The organism is Nonomuraea sp. NPDC003201, assembly GCF_053590415.1.
On sequence record NZ_JBSFTC010000086.1, the window covers coordinates 18,168 to 37,778 of the forward strand.

Sequence of the window (19,611 nt, forward strand, 5' to 3'; positions counted from 1 at the left end):
GGCGGCAACGGCGGCGCCAGCCAGGACAAGAGCTCCGCCGCACCCCACCAGGACACGACCCGTACGCCGATGGCCTCGGCGAGGGGCCCGTCGCCGCGTGCGCGACCGGTACCAGGAGGCCCGATCACCGCGGCCCAGCAGGACCAGGAACTGAAAGACACGCCCGAGAATGAGGTGGAGGAAGGACCACGACACCGTCAGCAGGATGCCCGAGGCCTCACCATGCTCAGGCCACGAGCCCCCAGGTCAATCTCGGCGGCTGAGTTTCCACACCCACAGGCGACCACGCCCGAGGTGGCGAGGAGCGCGGCGGTCGCGAAGCTCCGTAGGGCCGTTGATTTGATCACGTGGGAACTTTGCGACAAACCCCTCAAACTGGGCTGAAAACCTGCTCAAACCGGTCTACGATCAGCGTCGAGATGGTCTCCACCGGACATCTGCGCCTGCAGATCCTCGGGCCCCTGCGGCTCTGGCGGGACGGCGTCGAACGCGCAGGAAGTCGGCCCACGTGGTGGATGTCCGCCGGGGTGCCGGATCAAGGCCTTCTTGCTTGAGGATCTCCCAGACCGTGGGCGGGCGCCCAGGCCGCTTCGGCCGGCAAGTACCGGCGTGACGCCGTTTCATCAGATCGCGGTGCCAGCGCAGGACGGTGTCCGGGCGCCTGCGCCGGGCCGCCCAGCAGGCCAAAGTAGGCACGTAAGGCATGTTGGCCGGCCTTGCAGGCATGTGCTCCGAAGGTGACACCGCGCCGACGATAACGATGGACCTCGGGTGGCACCCGATCCCAGCCGAGAGGGGCAACTCGTTGGATGGGTGGCCGTGAAGACGGTGATGACCTCTCACGGCGCACCCGCACCGTGCCCATCGCGGTCAGGACCTTGTTGGCGACGCCCCGTACGAGGTCCGTCTGGGGCGGCGGGCGATGGGATCACCTTGTCTGAGGCCGTTCTGGACGACGATGATCCAATGTGCGAACATACGTTCGACAATCGTCCTTCAGAATGGAGTGCATGTGCGCCTCTCAAGCTCTGGCCGTGCTCCTCTTTCCCACCGATTAGCCGCCCTGGCCGGGTCCCTGCTCCTGGCAGCGGTCCTGCTCGTCGCTCAGGCACCCGCCGCCTCGGCCGCCGACACCGTCACCGACCTCGGCGTCGCCGCCGACAGGGGCGGCGACGTGGTGGCGCAGAGCGGCAAAATCTTCGTCGCCGCCGACGATCGGATCGTGGTCACCAAAAGCGACGGCGCGCTCATCGACACGATCAGCGGCCTGTCCGGTGCCGTGGCGCTGTCCGTGGCGGACAACGGCAGGAAGGTGTACGCGGCGCTGCGCGATTCGCATGAAGTGATCGAGATCGACATCGCAACGCTTGCCATCACCAAGCGGATCGACCTCACCGCCTACCCGTGCCCGTCCACACTGGCCCAGTCGTACGAGCGGCTGTGGGTCGGATACGGGTGCGGCCAAGCGGGGGAAGGAGGCGTCGTCGCCCTCGAGCTGTGGAGGCCGACACCCACCCTCGTCCCGGTCGGGCCAGGCACGACGCAGCCTCCGCTGGTCGCCGTCGCCGGGAGCACTCTGGTGGCGGGAGAGCCGGGAGCCGATCCCGCCTCGATCAGGGTGTATGACGTCAGCAGCACCCCGGCCACCCCGCGCGGCGAGATCCGCGCTGACACGTCCCTGCGGGACCTCGCCCTCGGCGACTACGGGTCAGCGGCGCTGTCGGCGCTGGCCGACACCCACCAGTTCGACGCCTGGGACACGACGACCAACGCCAGGACACGCGCCTACGACAGCGGCGAGCTGAGCGAGCACGGCCTGCCCACCGCCGTCGCGGCCAGCCCGAACGGAGCCTATGTCGTGGGCGGCTGGAACTCCTCCGCGGGCGATGCGGCGGAGATTGTGGTGTACGACCCGGCCACAGCGGAGGTGATCTACTCGGCCGACCACCAGGGGAAGGCGCTGGTGGCGGGCAGCATCGCCTTCTACGGCGTACTCACCTACGCGGTGCTGAAGGAGCCTGACACCGGGCGGATGCACCTCTGGCGGCTGCCGCATTCGCCCTACCACGCCTCCACCCTGACCATGACGGCTCCCTCCGAGGCGACCGCGCTCAAGCAGCTGACCTTCGGCGGGCGGCTCACGCTGAGCACCGGCGCGCTGCCCGGCGTGCAGACGCTTGAGCTGTACCGCTGGCTCCCCGACGGTACCTCCCGGCCCTTCCAGGAAGTCACCACGGAGGCGGACGGCACGTACCAGTTCACCGATACCGCACCGAAATGGGGGTCGTACGAATATCGATTGTACTGGCCGGGCAACTCATGGTTCAGGGGCAGCGGCGCCTCGGCCATCGTCGAGGTGGGCCTGTACCAGCCGGTGCTCACGGTGACCGGCCCGACCGCCGGCGTCGTCGGCGAGCGACTCGAATTCAACGGGACGTTCGCCGCCGACGGCATCACCTTCCCGCCCACCATTGTCACCGTCGTACGTAACGTCTCCAACCCCGATGGCACTACCTCGAAAGCCCTGGCCAAGATGACTGCCGCTGCCGACGGGTCGTTCAGCTTCGCTGACACGCCGACGACGGCCGGCAAGCACACGTACGTCATCCAGCTGGTGGGGAACTCGACAATCGAGCCGGCGAAGACCACCCACGTGGTCGTCGTCTCCCAGCCCCCCGCGTAACCTCCCGACGGGGTGACGGCGATCCGAATCGCCGTCACCCATGTCGTTGGGCACGCCGAACCACGGAACTCAGCCCGCTTGGGTCTTCCCGCCACGACGTGCACTTCGTAGGAGTCGCCGGGCGCGCGCTCCGGTCGGATGGTCAGTTCCCGGGGGCTCGTCGGGGACGGCCCGGCAGCCGGACACCGTGACGCAGCCCGTTCGAGGGCGTCGGCCCTGGACGCCTTCTCAGAGCGCGGCGGCGCGGGCCAGGGTGCTGGCGACCGATGCGGACAGCATGTCCTGCAAGGTTGGGGCGAGGTCGATGCGCGTCATGAAGGGGCCAGCGCGACCGTCCGCCACCGCAGCCCGCCGTACCGTCAGCGCCGGCCATCATGCCCTACGCGCCTGGCAAGATCATCTCGCTCTGACCTGCGAAAAGCGCCTCAGAACCCAAGATAACCATCGAGCCGGGGCAAACGGGCTCAGCGTCCGGAGCCGCTCCCCCACACGCTGAGGGCCGTGCCCGCAACGTCCTGCCGGCCGCGCGAGCGGCGATGACGGTGACCACGGACATGCACCGCGCCACCCCTTTCGAGGCGCCACCCCGCCCGATCGTCCGCGAGGAGTTTCCCCGCGATGGCGCTGCCGGACGACACGGCCGGACCGTTTGCATGCCGCCGCACGCCAATCCGTCCCCAGACACCGCGACTCTGCGCCGCGCCCGCGGATAGGCAGTGCTTCACGCCCTCAGCGGCATCCTCAGCGGCATCCTCAGCGGCGAAGCCAGCGTCCACGCCCGCGCAGGTGGCATGCCCACATGGGCCCACCGGCGCCCGCCGCGCTGGGGCGGCCCATAGCCGACCGACCACCCCTGCACGCGCACGAGAGTCTTTCGCGTCAGCTCCTGCCATGCTCGGCATGCGGAAGCTACTTGCACACCAGGCGTCCTGGCGGTGCCGCTCGCCGATTGGAATGATGACGGGATGGAATATCGCGAGCTGGGACGATCGGGGCTGCGGGTATCGGTGCTCACCATGGGCACGATGACGTTCGGCGGCGGGGGCAAGTTCGCCTACGTCGGCGACACCGGGGTGGAGGAGGCGCGCAAGCAGATCGACATGTGCGTGGACGCCGGTGTCAATCTCATCGACACCGCCGACGTGTACTCCACAGGCCTGTCGGAGGAGATCGTCGGCAAGGCGATCCAGGGCCGCCGTGACGACCTGCTGCTGGCCACCAAGGTACGCATGCCGATGGGTGACGGCCCCAACGACGCCGGGCTGTCGCGCCACCACGTCATCACCGGGGCGGAGGCGAGCCTGCGCCGCCTGGGCACCGACCACATCGACCTGTACCAGGTGCACGAATGGGACGGCCGCACCCCCGTCGAGGAGACCCTGGCGGCACTCGATCACCTGGTGACCGCCGGCAAGGTCCGGTACGTCGGCGTCTCCAACTACACCGGCTGGCAGCTCATGAAGGCCCTGGGCGCCGCCGACAGGCTCGGTCTGCCGCGCTTCGTCAGCCAGCAGATCTACTACTCCCTCCAGGCCCGCGACTCCGAGTACGAGCTGATCCCGGCCGCGATCGACCAGGGCCTCGGCGTGCTGGTGTGGAGCCCGCTGGCCGGCGGCCTGCTGTCCGGCCGCTACCGCCGGGACGCCCAGCCGTCCGAGGGCCGCCAGCTCACCGAGTGGAACGAGCCTCCCGTACGCGATCAGGAGCAGTTGTACGACACCGTCGAGGTGCTGGTCGACATCGCCGGGGAGCACGGGGTGTCGGCGGCGCAGGTGGCGCTGGCCTGGTTGCTGGGGCGGCCCGCGATCACGTCGCTGGTGGTGGGCGCGCGCACCAGCGAGCAACTGGCCGACAACCTGGCCGCCGCCGACCTGAAGCTGACGGCCGAGCAGCGCGCCCGGCTGGACGAGGTCAGCCGCCAGCCGCTGCTCTACCCGTACTGGCATCAGGCGGCGACCGCTTCCGACCGGCTCTCGCCCGCCGACCTGAGCCTGCTCGGACCGCACCTGTAGAGAGGGGTCGCCGCACCTGTGGACAGGTTGTACGTACGCCCGCCGACGCCGGGCCTGGGCCGATCGGGTCGTTCTCATCCCTGTGATCTCGACTCCGTACAGGCTCTGGTACTGCCGGGGTGGCCGACAGAGTAGGTTCGCGCCTGTGAGTGATATTCGGCTTCTTGGTCCCGAGGAACTGCCCCTGTGCCAGCGGCTCGAAAGCGATCGCGAGTGGTCCACCGACGAAGCCAAATGGCGGCTGATGTTCGAGACGGGTGAGGTCTACGCCGTCGACGCGGTCGACGGCGACGGCCTGGCCGGGTGCGTCGTGGTGACCCGCTACGGCGACTCGCTGGCCGACGTCGGCATGATGTTGGTCGCCAGCAGGTACGGCAGGCAGGGGCTCGGCACGCGGCTGATGGAGCACGCCCTGGAGGCCGCCGGAGACCGCATCGTGGAGCTGACCGCGACCCGGTTCGGGCGCCCCGTCTACGAGCGGCTGGGCTTCCGGCCCACGGGCAGCCTGACGATCACTATGGGCCCGATGGAAGGGGCGGCGGGGTCGTCCGGAGTCCGCGTGGCGACACCGGACGACCACGCCGCGCTCCTCGACTTGGACGCCGAGGTCACCGGGGCCGACCGGAGCAAGGCGCTGACCGCCCTGCTGGCCACGGCCGAGCGCACGATCGTCACCGACGGCGGCTTCGCCGTGGCCTGGAACGCCGGCCCCCACCGTGTCATCGGTCCCGTCGTCGCGCCCTCGGAGGAAGCCGCCCGCGAGCTCATCCTGGCCGCCGCCCACGGCGCCGACCGCGACGTGCGGATCGACCTGCTGGACGCCTACCCGGGCCTGCGCCCGTGGCTCACTGGGCTGGGGCCCACCGAGGGCCCCGCGGCCCTGCCGACGATGGTTTACGGCGCCCACCGCCACCCGGGCGACCGCGGGCGATACGTCGCGCCCATCCTCATCTCGATGGGCTGACCGGCCATCAGGTCGGCTCCGGACGGCCCCCTCGCTGGTGTGGGTGCGGGTGGTGGTTCAGGCCAGGATGTGATGGGTGGTGAGATCGGCGGCTGAGGTGCCGAGCCCTGTGGGCCGGAAGGCCGGAGCGCGGGTGAGGCCGGAGGGGTCGGTTCGGGTGTGGTACGGGGCCGGGACGGTGACGGCCGCCTCGGCGGTGTGCAGGTCGCCGACGTACCAGGACAGCTGACCGCTGAGCGGCTGTCGCAGCCGCTGGACGTAGTCGTCGAGCCGGTCGGGGCCAAGCGTCAGGCGGTCAACCGGTGGATCCGGGCCGGTGCGTACGACGCCGTGATCGAGTACGACGCCGGCGCGCAGGCCAGGGCCGCGGCGGTGCCCCTGAGATTGCTGCGCCACCATCCTCGGGGTACGTTCTCGGCGAGCTTGTTGGACGACGGCATTGCCCGGAGGCGGCTTTGACAGAACAGTCCAGCACCACCCCGACCTGGCCAGACCTTCCCCCAGGCCCGTACGGCACCCTCTCGCCCGATCTGGTGCGGCGGCACGCCGAGGCCCCGATGGAGCCGGCGACGTTGCCGAGCGGCGACCGGGTCCCGATGATCGTCAAGTACGCGGACGTCCGCGGCCTGCTCATGTCGCCGGCCAGCAGCCGCAACCTGCGCGAGCCCGGCCTGCCCCGGCTGGTCAAGGGCCCCTTCCTGGATGACGACCCGGCGGCGCTCATGAACCAGGACCCGCCGGAGCACACCCGCTACCGCCGCATCATGCACGGCACGTTCACCCCCAAGCACATCGAACGCTGGCGGCCCCGCGCCGCGGTCATCGCCGAGGAGCTGATCGAGGCGGCCGGCGCGGAGTTCGACCTGGTGGCGGACTTCGCGCTGCCGCTGCCCGCGCGGGTGATCTGCGAGATGCTGGGCGTGCCGATGGACCGCTACGAGCAGTTCAGGGGCTGGACGGACACCTTCCTGTCCACCACCGACGCGAGCGCTGAGGCCAGGCACGAAGGGCTGGAGGAGTTCACGGCGTACACCCGGGAGCTGATCGAGCAGCACCGGGTCAAGCCGGGAGAGAACCTGCTCGACCTGCTCATCGAGGCGCGCGACGAAAACGACGGGCTCAGCGAGGACGAGCTGACCAACATGGTGTTCACGCTGATCGTGGCCGGGCACGAGACGACCGCCTCGATGATCATCAGGGGCACGTTTCGGCTGCTGTGCCACCCCGGGCAGTACGCGGAGCTGGCAGCCCGCCCCGAGCAGGTCGAGGCGGCCGTGGAGGAGATCCTGCGCCACGAGGCGCCGGGCAGCAACGGCATGCTGCGGCGGATCACCCAGGACGTCGCGCTGTCCGCCGGAGCCATCCCGGCCGGGAGCGTCGTGCTGCCGAACATCTCGGCGGCCAACCATGATCCGGAGGCGTTCGAGGATCCGCTGCGGTTCGACATCCACCGCTTCGATGACGCGCAGCCGAACCCGCACCTGGCCTTCGGCCACGGGCCTCATTACTGCCTGGGCGCGAACCTGGCCAGGATGGAACTGCAGGAGGCCTTCCGCGCCCTGGTGACGGGCCTGCCGGGGCTGCGGGCGCGGGAGGACCTGGCGGACGTGCGGTGGAGCGACGGCGCGTTCGTCTATCGGCCGCGCCGCCTGCTGGTCAGCGCCGGGTAGCAGGGGGCGCCGCTTTGCCGCACTTCAGATCCTTCAGGTCTGCGGCCACCTGGCACAGCGCGGCGCTCGGGCTGGGGCGTACGACCGACTCCATGGCCTGGAGTTTCAGCGAGGACCAGCCCCGCAGCGGCTTTCGCCCGTGTCGGCCACGATCGTCGCGCGGACCTGGGCCCGTCGATCCCTTCGGCGGGCCTGCGTCTTGTCCGTCGTGGTCATCGCGCAGACGGTGCGCAACCGAGCGCCCTGAGCCTGCGCCGTAAACGCGGCGGGAGGATCGTCGAGGCGCCCATCATTTGAGCGATCACGTCAGATTGGTCCATTGCCCGCGCTGGTGCGCGGAAAGCGTATTCCCCCTTTTCCCGGCCACCTCTTGACAAGTCAGATGGTTACGTAAACGCTCTGCGGCAAGACGCCTCAAACGTCGCGCAATCCGGTCCTCCCAGTTCCCACAAGGGGATCCCGTCTCAGGCTCTTCGTGGGACTCACAGCTCTTTGTTAACGCTAACAAATGTTCTGCCGCGGATTCCGGAGGGTGGTCCCGTGTGCCTGCGCCCAAAGCTCACCGCGCCAGTCGTGGGCCTGTTGAGCTCGGTCGCCGCCGGCACGGCCGCACCGCCGGCCTCAGCGTCCGAACCAGTCCGGCGACGCGCCCGCCTACATCCTGCCGGTGCAGCGCATCTCGACGACAAAGTCTCTCCATGGGCGACCGGCGGGCGCGCGGGGCGGCCGCGTGAACGGCTCGCAGTACGTGGGACTGCGAATCACGTTCCCGTCCGCGACGAGCATGAGCCTGAGCCGGCACATACCGGGACGTGTCCGGCGCCTCGACCGCCGACGGAGCCGACATCCAGCAGTACACCTGCGGTAGCGGCACCAACCAGCAGTGGACCCGCACCTCCTCCTGACCCCACCGCACCTTCGGAGCGACCATGACACACCTCTTACGGCGAACGGCGCTGATCGGCCTGGCCGGCGCCCTGCTGCTCGCCTTCGGCCTCACCGTTCTCGAACGCCCTGCCAAGGCCGCGGCCCCCTACACCGCCTATCTGATGGCGCACTTCACCGGCGAGAGCGCCAACGGCGAGCAGATCTACTTCGCCACCAGCACCGACGGCCTGCACTGGACCGATCTCAACAGTTCGCTGCCGGTGCTTACCTCCAGCATCGGCGAACTCGGCGTCCGCGACCCCGCCATCGTCCGTGCGCCGTCCGGCGACCGGTTCTATCTGATCGCCACCGACCTGCGTATCGCCGCCGGCAAGGGCTGGGACGTCGCCCAGCACGATGGCAGCACCTCGCTCGTCGTATGGGAGTCACCTGACCTCGTCACCTGGTCGGCGCCGCGCCTGGTGAACGTCGCCGGGACCATCCCCGACGCCGGCTGCGCGTGGGCGCCCGAGGCGATCTACGACCCGGCGAGCGGCGACTACGTCGTCTACTGGGCGACGATCTCACCGCGGAACGGCGTCGACAAAGCCCGCATCTACTACTCCCGCACCCGCGACTTCCGCACGTTCACCGCCGCGCAACTCTACATCGACCGGCCGGGCACCCAGGGCATCATCGACACGCAGATCCTGGGGATCCCCGGCAGCGTTGGCGGCTACCGCTACATCCGCGCGTCCGGCGACGGTCAGATCACGATCGAGGGCAGCAACCAGATCCTCACCGGCTGGACCCGGCTCGGCGACATCTCCCACCTCGGCTACACGGGCGCGCAGGTCGAGGGCCCGATCCTGCACCAGTACAACGGCCGCGACGAGTGGGGCCTGTGGGTCGACCAGTACGCCGCCGGCCGCGGCTACCTTCCGCTGACCACGACCGATCTCGCCGCTCCCAGCGGCTACCGCGTCCGCGTCGCCTCGGAATACGCGCTCGGCACCAGCCGCAAACGGCACGGTTCGATCATTGGCATCACCCAGGCACAGCTCACCGCGCTGCAGGCCAAGTGGGGCGGCCCCGCCTCGGCCGGCACCCGGCGCCTGCAGTCGGTCAACTTCCCCGACCGCTACCTGCGGCACAGCAACTTCGATGTCCGTATCGACCCGAACGTGAGCCCGCTCGCCGACTCGCAGTGGCGTATCGTGCCGGGCCTGGCCGATCCGGCGGGGGTGTCGCTCGAGTCGTCGAACTTCCCCGGCTGGTACCTGCGGCACTACGACTACGACTTCGTTCTGGCCAAGTATGACGGCACCGCCGCCTTCCGCGGGGACGCGACCTTCCGCCGGGTGGCGGGCCTGGCCGACTCCTCGGCGGCGTCGTTCCAGTCATACAACTTCCCGGACCGGTACATCCGCCATTCCGACTACCTGCTTCGCCTGGATCCGATCAGCACGGCCACCGGCCGGGCGGACGCCACCTTCCGGATCACCAGCTGAGTCCTCCGGTGGCATGGAGCGTCGCACAGCGATCGGTGCAGCCCGGGCCAGGGAGCCGCCGGCCCTGCTCCTGGAGCAGCAGGATACGGCCCGGACGTACGTCAGCAACATGATCTTCACCGACCCAGGAACTCAGATCTAGTGATGGGAATTTCATGACACCGACCAAGGCGTCTGACGCTTACTCGTCAGGACCGTCGCGGCGCACCCGGTCGTTGCGCCGGTCGCTGGTCCCTCTTGTGGTGACCGCGCTCGCCGCAGTGGCAGGCCTCGTCATTCCCGCGCCGCCGGCCAATGCCGCCACCAGCCAATTCCGAGGCATGAACTGGGCCGTGCTGGGTGACAACTTCAGCACCGGTACGCTCGTCGTGCAGGGCCTGAGCCAGTCCGACAGCAACGCGACAGTACGGGCCAAGGCCAACGCCCTCTACGACGACATGGCCTCCACCATGGGGGTCAACACCGTCCGGCTGCCTATCAACACTCACACTGTGGCCAACACGACCTGGTGGAACGCCTACCGCGGAGCCATTGACGCCGCCACCGCCCGTGGCTTCAAGGTCATCCTCGCCTATTGGGAGGACGGCGCCGCCTCCGGCGGCAAGATCACGAACCTCGCCGCATGGAACACGATGTGGTCCAGCGTGACCAACACGTACGGCTCGAACAGCAACGTCTACTTCGAGCCGATGAACGAGCCGCACGGCTACACCTCGGCGGACTGGCGCAACGTCGCAGCGAACTGGCTCAGCTACCACACCTCGGCAGTGCCCGGACGGGTGCTCATCGGTGGCACCGGCTACAGCCAGGACCTGCGGGACGTCTGCAACGACAGCCGCTTCAACTCGACGCTGCTGTCTTTCCACCATTACGCCTTCTTCTACGGCGCGATGACCTACGACGCCTTCCGAACCCACATTCAGACGCGTCTGGGCAACTGCGCCTCCCGCGCGGTCGCGACCGAGTTCGGCGCACCGATGTCTACCGGCCTCAACTACGGCGACGCCAACAGCACCGACAACTTCGTGCGCCATATCCGCGCCATGGCCCAGGTCATGCGCGACAACCAGATGGGCGGCACCTACTGGCCCGCTCTCGGTGGCAAGCCAACCGAAAACCTCGGCTACGACCACTACTCGATGTACGCCCTGAGCGGCAGCGGCACCGATCTCAACTTGACCGTCCGCAACTCCTCCGGCGCTGACCGGATCCGATATGGCTGGGGCGACACCATCGGCGACCCCACCCCTCCGCCGACGGTCTACACGATAAACGCGCGCCACAGCGGCAAGGCCATGGACGTCCAGCAACCGAACACCGACAACGGTGCGCGCGTCGGCCAGTACACGTACGGCGGCAACGCGTGGCAGCAGTGGCAGTTCCAGGACGCCGGCAGCGGCTACTGGCGCATCATCAGCCGTCACAGCGGAAAGTGCCTTGATGTGGTGAGCGCTTCAACCGCCGACGGTGCCGAGCTCATCCAGTACACCTGCGGCACCGGCACCAACCAGCAGTTCCAGATGGTCGCCAACGGCAGCTACTTCCAGCTCCGGGCACGACACAGCAGCAAATGCGTGGACGTACCGTCCGCATCGACCGCGGACGGCGTGATCCTCAAGCAGTATCCGTGCAACACCGGCACCAACCAGCAGTGGTCGCGCACGGCCGTCTCGACGTGACCGCGGCCCCGCGGTGGCGGGTGCTGGAGCCCCCGCTGGAAGGCGAGATCACCGATCACCTCGGCTACGACCGGCACGACTGACCGGGAAGAACAGCGGAATGGCCGCGACGGCAGCCTGCGCGCATCTGGCCGAGGTGTACGGGGCGAGCGTCTCCAGCATGGGGCTTCCTCCGCGCCGGTGAGCAAGGGATGGGGCTCCGTCACGGTAGAGTTCTGGCGGACTTTCCTTAAGGTGGACGGCATGTGTGAGTAGGGCCAATGAGCTGATCGGCGCGGCGATGGAGGCGCTTGCCCGCGAGGATCAGGCGTCCTTCGACTCCGCCGCCGCCTTCCTGGCCGACCGGGACGACGCCGATCGCGTGCTGGTGGAGGTCGTGACCCGTGCGATCTCGGGGTTGTGGCGGAACGGCTGGCAGCCCGCCGACGTGGTCAGGATCGCGGCCAGGCGGCTGACCGACTGGCACGGGCGGGCGGCGGCCGACCTCATCGCCCGGGAGATGCGGGCCTATGAGCCGGCCACGGTGGATGAACGCTGGCGTGACCAACTCGCCGGCTTGGAGGCCGCGGTGTGGTGGAAGGGCGGCTACCTGGCGGCGCGGCAGGCGCGCGACGGGGCCGGCCGTCTGGTGACCGTCTCCGGTGTGCTGGAACTGCTGGGGTTGCTGACCGGGCTGCCCCGGCTGGAGTCGTTGAGCCCGCCGCCCGGGGCCGCTCGCCGTACGGTCCAGGCACGCTCGCACGTGGTCAGCGAGAAGACGCTCGCGCGGGTGCGGGCGCTGCTTGCCAAGGCGGAGTCGACGACGTACGAGGCGGAGGCGGAGACGTTCATGTCGGCGGCGCAGAGCTTGATGGCGAAGTACAGCATCGACGCGGCGATGCTGGACGCGCAACCAGGCGGAGGTGAGGCCCCGGCGGGCATCCGGGTCGGCATCGACGCGCCGTACGAGCAGTCCAAGGCCGTGCTGCTCGTTCTCATCGCCGAGGCCAACAGGTGCCGGGTGATCTGGTCGAAGGAACTGGGGTTCGCCACCGTGCTGGGGTTCCGGGCCGACCTGTCCTGGGTGGAGATGCTGTTCACCTCGCTGCTGGTGCAGGCGCAGACCGCGCTGGTGAACTCGGGCACCAGAAAGCACGGCACCGGCCGATCGAGGAACAAGACATTCCGCCAGTCGTTCCTGTCGGCGTTCGCTTCCAGGATCGGGGAGCGGCTCGCCGAGGCCACGGCGGCCGCGGTCTCGCAGGAGAGCACCAGCCGGGGCACCGACCTGGTGCCGGTGCTGGCGGCCCGCGAACAGGAGGTGGAGCAGGCGGTCGAGCGCATGTTCCCGAACCTGGTCTCGCATGCGGTCCGCACGTCCTGGGACCGGGAGGGCTGGGCGGCGGGCCGTACCGCCGCCGATCAGGCCAGCCTCGGGGCGCGAGACCGATAGCGCTCCGGGTGCGAATATCCATCCGCGCAGGCATGGATCGCAGGTCGTTGAGATCGGTCACGTCGCGGGCGGGCTGCTGATCGCCTTGGTGGCTTGTCGTCAGGTCCGCGGAGGTTCGTGGTGCGCGTTCCGTCGTCTGCGGAGGATGTGGAGGCCGGCGTAGGCGCCGGCGAGCAGGGCGAGTACCGCGATGGCGTACCACTGATAGTGGCGCAGCTCGTTTTCGATGGTGGCCAGGTGGTGGCCGGCGTAGTTGCCAAGAGCTGCCCATACGGCGACCCAAAGGGCGGCGCCGAGGACGTTGTAGGCAAGGAAGCGACGCCAGGGCATGGCGGTGGTGCCGGCGATGATGCCGTTGAGCTGACGCAGCCCCTCTATGAACCGGGCCGCAATAATGATCTCAGGGCCGTGCCGGGTGACGAACTGTTCGGCTCGCGCGAAGCGGGCGGGGGGCAAGAGCAGGTAGCGGCCGTAGCGGGTGACCAGGCGGCGGCCAGCGGAACGACCGATGGCATAGCCGATGTTGTCGCCGATCACCGCAGCGAAGAACGCCACGACGGCGACGGCCACGATGTTGAGCCGGCCATGGCCGGCGTAGGCCGCGCCGGCGATGAGCGCGGTCTCGCCGGGTACCGGGATGCCGAAATTCTCCAGCAGCACCAGCGCCGCGATGGTGAGGTACCCGGATACGCCGCGCAGCCCCCACAGCACGGTGAGGGCGGGCAGGACAACGGACAGCGGCGCGATCATGATATGTCGCGGTCGATCCGCGCCCGATCATCACCAAGGCGGTCTCTCGCCCCGCCGGGAGAGTCACGAGATCCGGGGCTGTTGACGAGAACGACCGCCCCCTCAGAGATGTCCTGCAGCAACACCCCTCCAAGCATCTGCCACTGCCGGGCCCGGACCCTGCGCGGGGTGGGCCTCAAATGCATCTCATGCCTGGGCGCATCACCCCTCCCCTTCCCGCAAGGCCGTCTTCCTGTGAAAGGGACGGTGCGGAACGGCAGAGAGGCAACCTCTCAGCCCTGCTGCACCCCCACCAGGAACGACGTTCCCCTGAGCTGCTCCACGACACACCAAGAGCAAGCGGGTGAAGCCATATTTGAACGCACATTGGCGCCTGGCTTGCCCGAGCCAGGCACAACCCCAGTGACGGCCAACTTTCATGCGATGGCGGAGTCGCCGCCGGGCCAGAGGAAACGCGGGCAACTCAGGCCGAGCTCGATGGGAATACCCCTAAATTTGGCCCCTCGCGCGAACAGCAGGCGCAAAGAACCCTCCGCCTCGGGTTGCGCCCGAGGCAGAGAGGGCTTCGTAGGGCTGATTATCTCCTGTACGGCCTTGCGTGCTCGGGCGGTGGTCAGTTCCCGTTCGGCCCAGGTCACCCACCGTTTGGCGCGGGCCACGTGGCGGCCGCGATGCACATCGAAGCTGAACGGCCCGAGATGCGGCCCGCCCGGATGATTCCTCATCCCGCGACGATCCGGCTGGCAGGCCGGGGCAACCGATGGCCCGATGCCGCGGACGGCGGCGGCGCAAGGCGTCACGGTCATCCCTCGGATCGCCCGCGGCCGGTCAGCCACTCTGCGAGGACCGCGGCCTGGCTGTGGTCCACGTCCTTGGTCGCGGTCAGCAGCGTGAGATCGTCATGGGCGGCGAGGTCACGCAGGTGTCGGGCGGCCTCCCGATGTCCGGCATCACGCAGCTCAGCAAGGTAGCGGCGGCGGAACTCGGCGAAGCGGCTCGGCTCGTGGCCGTACCACCGGCGCAGTTCGCTGGACGGGGCGACGTCACGCAGCCACTCGTCCAGGTGAGCGTCCTCCTTACGCATACCCCGCGGCCAGACCCGGTCGACGAGCACCCGCTTGCCGTCCTGCGGTGAGGTCTCCTCATAGACTCGGCGATAGGTGATGTGCACGGCCATGACAGCACCTCCCCAGATCGATCGGCTCGCCCCGCGCAAAGCCGGAGGGTGACTCCGTTGAGCGGGCGTTTCCCGACGTACCCATTTTATGAGGACCGCTGGCGGCCGGCCCGGTCCGGGCGGCGCAGATCGAGCTCGAACGCCGGCCGTTGCCGAATGTGGCCACGTCCCCGTGAAGGGATGGCTCAAACGGCATGTGAGTATTCGTGGAGGACTCCGCCGAGCCGGTCTCGTCGGCGGCGGATGGTCAAGCTCGCGATTCGCTCGGGGTCAGTGATCGGATCGGGGACGGGACGCAGCGGGGCGGCTGGGGCGAGAGCTTGATGGGCTCGGTGCCCGTTGTAGAAGTGTTCGTACTCGCGCAGTGCCTCGGCAAGGATCTCGTCCATGAGCGCCGGGAACCTCCCGTCCCGGTCCCGGATCAGGTAGCGGACCCGGCGACCGGCGTCCTCCAGATCCCATCACCAGGTTCCTGACGGCCTGGGCGACCCGGTTCGCGGTCGGTCCTCTCAGGGCCGGCGCACCCTGAGTGGCTCAGGTGAGGAGTAGCAGGCCGAAGATGGTGACGCCGGCCACGAGCCAGGCCACGTAGTCGCCGATGTGGCCGGAGTGCAGGCGATGCAGGAGGGCAGCGCGGGGCAGGCGGTTGCGGATGCCGAACGCCGCCACGCCCGCGGCGAGCACCGCGCTGAGGACGCCGCTCGTCACGCCGCTCAGCGTCCACGGCGCCGGCGGCGGCATGGGCAACTGCGTGAAGGACGCGAGGGCGGGTCCGAAGATCGTGCCGGGTAGCAGGCCGAGGAACAGGCCCGCCAGCGCGAGCAGGACGCCCGGTGCCAGCATCGTCCGCGGCAGTCGCGACAGCCTGACCTGTGTCTCGGCGTCCTCGTGCCGAGCCTGGCCGGGCGCGCGCGTCCGCTCCCCCTGTCCGAGGAAGACCCGTAGCCAGACGCGGAGCACCGCACCGGCGGTCATCGCCGAGACGGTGACCGCAAGGGCCAGGATCCACGGCCCGCCCACCTCTTCTATGAGCGTCTTTCCGGCCCAGGTGCCGGAGGGTGGCAGACCGGCGAGGCCGAGCCCGCCGAGCAGGAAGACGGCTCCGGTCACCGGCATCGAGCGGCCCCGCCCGTGCAGTTCGTGTTCGTCGACCGTCTCGTATCGGTTCAGCAGGGCGCCCGCGCCGACGAACAGCGCCGCCTTCACGGCGGCGTGGCCGAGCAGGTACCAGGCGGCGCCGACCGGCGCGTCCTCATGGAGCAGGCCAAGGCCGACGAGCAGTATGCCGACATGGCTGATCGTGGAGTAGGCGAGCAGCCGCTTGATGTGCCGCTGCAGCACGCACATCACCGCGCCCAGCAGCGCCGACGCCGCGCCGAAGGCGATCAGCGCGACCTGGACAGATTGGGCTGGGACGGCGTGCGCGAACGCCGTGAAGTACACCCTCCCGATCGCGTAGACCCCGAGCTCGACCATCACGCCGGAGAACAGCATGCAGACCGGCGTCGGCGCCACCGCGTGCGCGTCCGCCAGCCAGAAGTGGAACGGCACTGCCGCCGCCTTGACCAGATAGCCGATGCAGACCAGCGCGAACGCGACGACCACCAGCGTGTCGTGGCCGGCCAGGCTCTTGCCGATCGCGGTGAAGCCCAGCTGGCCGGTGTGCGCGTACACGAGGGCGATGCCGGTGAGGGTCAGGTACGCGCCGAGGGAGTTGACGATGCCGAAGTTCAGCGCGCCGTGCACGGTCTCCGGTTCCTCGGACTGGTAGCCGGCGAGCGCGTAGGCGACCACGCTCATGAGTTCGAAGAAGACGAAGGAGTTGAACAGGTCGGCGGTGAGCACGAACGCGCACATCGCGCCGAGGAACAGCAGCATCAGCGCATGGAAGATCGCCTGTACCTCGGTGAAGTAGCGCCACGACACGACCAGCGCGGCCAACGTCAGGACCGCGACCGTCAGCGACAGCACCGTGGCCACCGGGTCGGCGACCAGGGAGATGCCGACGCCTTCACCCCACCCGCCCAGCCACACCGTGGTGGTGCCACCGCCGGCCAGGACGATGCTGAGCAGCACGATCACGGTCACCGTCACCGCCGCGGCCGTCAGGTCGATGACCGCCCGGGGCAGCCACCGCCCGGTCGCCGCGAGCAGCGTGGCGACGAGCACCGGCAGCCCGACCGTGAGCTCGAGGATCATGGTTCGAGCGAACGCAGCTCGTCCGGGTCGACCGTGCCGCGCCGCTTGGCGACCTGCAGGCTGAGCGCCAGCAGCAGCGCGGTGACCGTCGCGCCGACCACGATGTCGGTGAGCGTCATCGCCTGGACGAGCGGGTCGACGACGTTACGGGTCGGCTTGATGTCGGAGTAGACCGGCGCGGTGGCTCCCCGCCGGAAACCGATCATGAGCAGCAGCACGTACGTCGCGGACTGCGCCACCGACAGGCACACGACCGCGTGGACGAGGTTGCGGCTGGTCACCAGGCCGTACACGCCCACCAGCAGGATCCAACCCGGGACCAGGTACAGCAGTTGGCTCACGTGCGCTCCCTCACGAGGAGTGCCTGTTCGAAGAACTTGGCCAGCAACAGCACCACCGCGCAGCCGACCTCGAGGCCGACGACCGCGTTCATGGCCTTCACCAGCCCGGCGTACCACAGTGCCAGAATCACGAACGCGCCCGCCGCCAGGCCCTCGCCGCTCTCGAACAGCGGGATCGGCCGGATCCGGGCCAGCGCCGGATAGTCGCCGGACAGGTAGATCAGATGGATGGCGCTGCCCAGCACGACCCCGCCCTGGAAGCCGCCGCCGGGCGACAGGTAGCCGTGCGCGACGATGTACACGCCCGTCATCAGGGTGACGGGCAGGAGCAGGTAGCCGGTGATCCGCAGCGCGTCGAAGACCTCGGCCGGGCCGTGGGAGTGGGCTCCCGCCGCCTCCTGCTGCTCGGCGCGTACCGTGCGCAGTATCAGTACGGCGGCCAGCGCGGACGCCAGGAGGATCAGCTCTTCGCCGAGCGTGTCGAACGCCCGCTGGTCGAAGTTGATCGAGGAGATGACGTTCGGGGTGTGGCGGGCGATCGCGTTGGGCAGGGTCCGTTCGCCGTACGGGTGCCAGGCCCCGCCGAAGCCCGGGAGACGCAGCGCGGCGAGCGCGAACAGGACAGCCAGCCCTGCTCCGCTGATCAGGAACAGGATGAGACGGCTGCGGCGGCTCACCGGTCCTCACCGTCGTCCGCCTCGCGGGTGTGGTGCCGGCGGATCGCATGGATCGCGAGCATCACGAGGAGCGGGACGACGACCGTGCCCACACCGGTCTGCGACATCGAGACGTCGGGCGCCTGCAGGACGACGAACAGGATCGCCAGCACCAGGCCGTACCCGGACAGCACGATCGCCTGCCGCGCCGGGTCACGGGTGAGGACCACCGTGGTCGCCATGAACGCGGTCAGCAGGAGCGTGAAGACCATCAGCACGTCAGTCATGGGGTCTCCGTCTCGCGGCGTGCGCCGTCGTGATCACGGTCGCCGGCCCGGTCGCGATCAGCAGGGCCCCGATGACCACCAGCTTGGCGATGTCGTGCCACGACGACCACGGCATCAGCGCCAGCCCGGTGATCACCAGCGGCGCGGCCAGCACCGAGCCGGCCGAGACGAAGTGCAGGCGCCTGAATCGGTCAGAAGTGAGCAGCAGCCGGATCGCCGCGAACGCGGCCACCACCACTCCCGCCCAGATCAGCGCCGCGCTCACAGCGTCCGCCCGAGGAAGCGGGCGTACACGAGGGAGCCGGCGAACGACAGCAGGGCCACGACGAAGGCCGCGTCAAGGTACGCCGGCCGCCCGTATCCGGCGGCCAGCAGCACAAGCACGAGAGTGGCGGCCGGTCCCGCCACGATCAACCCGGTCAGACGATCGATGGGCGTGCCGCGCAGCGTAACCAGCAGCGCGGGCAGGACCGCCGCGGCCAGCAGCGCGAACGCCGGATAAAGGGGACTCATCGGGTCACCTCGCGTTCAAGTGCGGTGGGCCGTCCGTCGAGGCGATGAACGACGAGGACGTTACGATCCGGTTCGACCTCGGCGACGTAGCCGTTCGGCGCGACCGAGAGGACGAGCACCGCGAACCCGCGCCGCGCGGCGGCCCGCGTGTCTTCGGGCAGCCGTATCTCGGCGAACTCACCGCGCGGCCGCAGCAGCCGTATCGCGCCTGTGACGATCTGGACCGGCAGCGGAAGGAGCCATCGCAGCCACCGTGCCCGTGGCCGGTACCGTTCGTCGTTGTCAGCGGCCAGCAGCGTCCGCCGGCTCACGACCGCGGCCCCCGCGCAGACCGCCGCGGCAGCCGCACCGACCACGACCTCAGGGAGCGAAATCGTGGAGATGACCGCGAGGTAGAGCGCGAACAGCACCACCCACCACGTGACTGGTTCGATGGCGTCCCGGCCGCTCATGCGGTGCTCAGCTCTTGCCGCGGGTGAACAGCTCCTGGGCCTTGGTCTTCAGACCCTTCTTGACCACGCCGATCGCGTCGGGATCGCCCTTGATGATGGCCTGGGCCACGTCCTTGAGCTGCTCGAAGTCGGTGTGCGGCGGGATCGGCGGGATGTCGGGGTCGCAGTGGACGTCCAGGACGACGGGCCGGTCGGCGGCCAGGGCGCGGTCCCAGGCCGGGCCGATCGCCTCGGGCTTCTCGACCTCGATACCCTCCAGATCCAGCGAGCGGGCGAAGCCGGCATAGGACACGTCCGGCAGCGTCTGGGACTCCTCGAACTTGGGCGCGCCGCCCATCGCCCGCAGCTCCCAGGTGACCTGGTTCAGGTCGTTGTTGTGCAGGACCGCCACGATCAGACGCGGATCGGCCCACTGGGA

General features: G+C 69.3%; 18 protein-coding genes and 1 pseudogene. 8 read left to right on the top strand and 11 right to left on the bottom strand.

Annotated features, from left to right (window positions below; genetic code table 11):
• Positions 1-1,012 precede the first annotated feature (1,012 nt).
• The 3 genes from ACWDX9_RS27400 (at position 1,013) to ACWDX9_RS27410 (ending at position 5,659) form a co-directional block, all read left to right on the top strand.
• Positions 1,013-2,683, top strand: a complete 1,671-nt coding sequence (locus tag ACWDX9_RS27400; RefSeq protein WP_449958804.1) for a YncE family protein — start codon at positions 1,013-1,015, stop codon at positions 2,681-2,683.
• A gap of 965 nt (positions 2,684-3,648) precedes the next feature.
• The gene (locus tag ACWDX9_RS27405; RefSeq protein ID WP_397238315.1) at positions 3,649-4,695 is read left to right on the top strand and encodes an aldo/keto reductase; all 1,047 of its coding nucleotides are present in this window, start codon (positions 3,649-3,651) and stop codon (positions 4,693-4,695) included.
• 145 nt (positions 4,696-4,840) lie between these two features.
• On the top strand, positions 4,841-5,659 hold the full coding sequence (locus ACWDX9_RS27410) for a GNAT family N-acetyltransferase (protein ID WP_449958808.1): 819 nt from the start codon (positions 4,841-4,843) through the stop codon (positions 5,657-5,659).
• Positions 5,660-5,716: 57 nt separating this feature from the next.
• Here ACWDX9_RS27410 and ACWDX9_RS27415 read toward each other — a convergent pair whose 3' ends face one another.
• A complete protein-coding gene (locus tag ACWDX9_RS27415) occupies positions 5,717-6,058 on the bottom strand; it encodes a hypothetical protein (RefSeq protein ID WP_449958810.1) in 342 nt (113 codons plus the stop codon).
• 56 nt (positions 6,059-6,114) lie between these two features.
• Between ACWDX9_RS27415 and ACWDX9_RS27420 the strand changes: the two genes are divergently transcribed.
• From ACWDX9_RS27420 to ACWDX9_RS27440, 5 genes and pseudogenes are all read left to right on the top strand, one after another.
• On the top strand, positions 6,115-7,329 hold the full coding sequence (locus tag ACWDX9_RS27420; RefSeq protein WP_449958813.1) for a cytochrome P450: 1,215 nt from the start codon (positions 6,115-6,117) through the stop codon (positions 7,327-7,329).
• Positions 7,330-8,138: 809 nt separating this feature from the next.
• Positions 8,139-8,234 (top strand): annotated as a pseudogene (locus ACWDX9_RS27425) (RICIN domain-containing protein); the annotation flags it as partial.
• Between the two features lie 24 nt (positions 8,235-8,258).
• On the top strand, positions 8,259-9,707 hold the full coding sequence (locus ACWDX9_RS27430; RefSeq protein ID WP_449958816.1) for a glycoside hydrolase family 43 protein: 1,449 nt from the start codon (positions 8,259-8,261) through the stop codon (positions 9,705-9,707).
• 242 nt (positions 9,708-9,949) lie between these two features.
• Positions 9,950-11,386 (top strand): RICIN domain-containing protein, encoded by a 1,437-nt coding sequence (locus ACWDX9_RS27435; protein WP_449958818.1) that lies wholly within the window; start codon positions 9,950-9,952, stop codon positions 11,384-11,386.
• Between the two features lie 247 nt (positions 11,387-11,633).
• Entirely contained in the window at positions 11,634-12,818 is a 1,185-nt protein-coding gene (locus tag ACWDX9_RS27440; protein ID WP_449958820.1) for a DUF2786 domain-containing protein, read from the top strand.
• Between the two features lie 99 nt (positions 12,819-12,917).
• On the opposite strand, the gene ACWDX9_RS27445 is transcribed toward ACWDX9_RS27440, so the two are convergent.
• From ACWDX9_RS27445 to ACWDX9_RS27490, 10 genes are all read right to left on the bottom strand, one after another.
• Complete coding sequence (locus ACWDX9_RS27445; RefSeq protein ID WP_449958822.1) at positions 12,918-13,568, bottom strand: DedA family protein; 651 nt, start codon at positions 13,566-13,568, stop codon at positions 12,918-12,920.
• Between the two features lie 802 nt (positions 13,569-14,370).
• Complete coding sequence (locus ACWDX9_RS27450; RefSeq protein WP_449958825.1) at positions 14,371-14,745, bottom strand: DUF488 domain-containing protein; 375 nt, start codon at positions 14,743-14,745, stop codon at positions 14,371-14,373.
• 534 nt (positions 14,746-15,279) lie between these two features.
• Entirely contained in the window at positions 15,280-16,944 is a 1,665-nt protein-coding gene (locus tag ACWDX9_RS27455; RefSeq protein ID WP_449958828.1) for a complex I subunit 5 family protein, read from the bottom strand.
• Positions 16,941-17,285, bottom strand: coding sequence for a sodium:proton antiporter (locus ACWDX9_RS27460; protein ID WP_449958830.1), 345 nt, complete (start codon positions 17,283-17,285; stop codon positions 16,941-16,943). The genes ACWDX9_RS27455 and ACWDX9_RS27460 overlap by 4 nt, the downstream gene beginning before the upstream one ends.
• Positions 17,282-17,962, bottom strand: coding sequence for an MnhB domain-containing protein (locus tag ACWDX9_RS27465; RefSeq protein ID WP_449958833.1), 681 nt, complete (start codon positions 17,960-17,962; stop codon positions 17,282-17,284). The genes ACWDX9_RS27460 and ACWDX9_RS27465 overlap by 4 nt, the downstream gene beginning before the upstream one ends.
• Positions 17,959-18,228, bottom strand: a complete 270-nt coding sequence (locus ACWDX9_RS27470) for a Na(+)/H(+) antiporter subunit B (protein ID WP_449958835.1) — start codon at positions 18,226-18,228, stop codon at positions 17,959-17,961. Before ACWDX9_RS27470 ends, ACWDX9_RS27465 begins: the two co-directional genes overlap by 4 nt.
• Positions 18,221-18,493, bottom strand: a complete 273-nt coding sequence (locus tag ACWDX9_RS27475; RefSeq protein WP_449958838.1) for a monovalent cation/H(+) antiporter subunit G — start codon at positions 18,491-18,493, stop codon at positions 18,221-18,223. The genes ACWDX9_RS27470 and ACWDX9_RS27475 overlap by 8 nt, the downstream gene beginning before the upstream one ends.
• Positions 18,490-18,741, bottom strand: coding sequence for an MrpF/PhaF family protein (locus tag ACWDX9_RS27480; protein WP_449958841.1), 252 nt, complete (start codon positions 18,739-18,741; stop codon positions 18,490-18,492). Before ACWDX9_RS27480 ends, ACWDX9_RS27475 begins: the two co-directional genes overlap by 4 nt.
• Positions 18,738-19,193 (bottom strand): hypothetical protein, encoded by a 456-nt coding sequence (locus ACWDX9_RS27485; RefSeq protein ID WP_449958844.1) that lies wholly within the window; start codon positions 19,191-19,193, stop codon positions 18,738-18,740. The genes ACWDX9_RS27480 and ACWDX9_RS27485 overlap by 4 nt, the downstream gene beginning before the upstream one ends.
• A 7-nt stretch (positions 19,194-19,200) precedes the next feature.
• Positions 19,201-19,611, bottom strand: a 411-nt coding sequence (locus ACWDX9_RS27490; protein WP_449958847.1) for a thiamine pyrophosphate-dependent enzyme, incomplete at its 5' end; no start/stop codon positions are given.

Coding starts and splice junctions, on each gene's coding strand:
- ACWDX9_RS27455 (WP_449958828.1), bottom strand. CDS start 16,944: ATGATCCTCGAGCTCACGGTCGGGCTGCCGGTGCTCGTCGCCACGCTG.
- ACWDX9_RS27480 (WP_449958841.1), bottom strand. CDS start 18,741: ATGAGTCCCCTTTATCCGGCGTTCGCGCTGCTGGCCGCGGCGGTCCTG.
- ACWDX9_RS27450 (WP_449958825.1), bottom strand. CDS start 14,745: ATGGCCGTGCACATCACCTATCGCCGAGTCTATGAGGAGACCTCACCG.
- ACWDX9_RS27405 (WP_397238315.1), top strand. CDS start 3,649: ATGGAATATCGCGAGCTGGGACGATCGGGGCTGCGGGTATCGGTGCTC.
- ACWDX9_RS27445 (WP_449958822.1), bottom strand. CDS start 13,568: ATGATCGCGCCGCTGTCCGTTGTCCTGCCCGCCCTCACCGTGCTGTGG.
- ACWDX9_RS27470 (WP_449958835.1), bottom strand. CDS start 18,228: ATGACTGACGTGCTGATGGTCTTCACGCTCCTGCTGACCGCGTTCATG.
- ACWDX9_RS27430 (WP_449958816.1), top strand. CDS start 8,259: ATGACACACCTCTTACGGCGAACGGCGCTGATCGGCCTGGCCGGCGCC.
- ACWDX9_RS27415 (WP_449958810.1), bottom strand. CDS start 6,058: ATGGTGGCGCAGCAATCTCAGGGGCACCGCCGCGGCCCTGGCCTGCGC.
- ACWDX9_RS27485 (WP_449958844.1), bottom strand. CDS start 19,193: ATGAGCGGCCGGGACGCCATCGAACCAGTCACGTGGTGGGTGGTGCTG.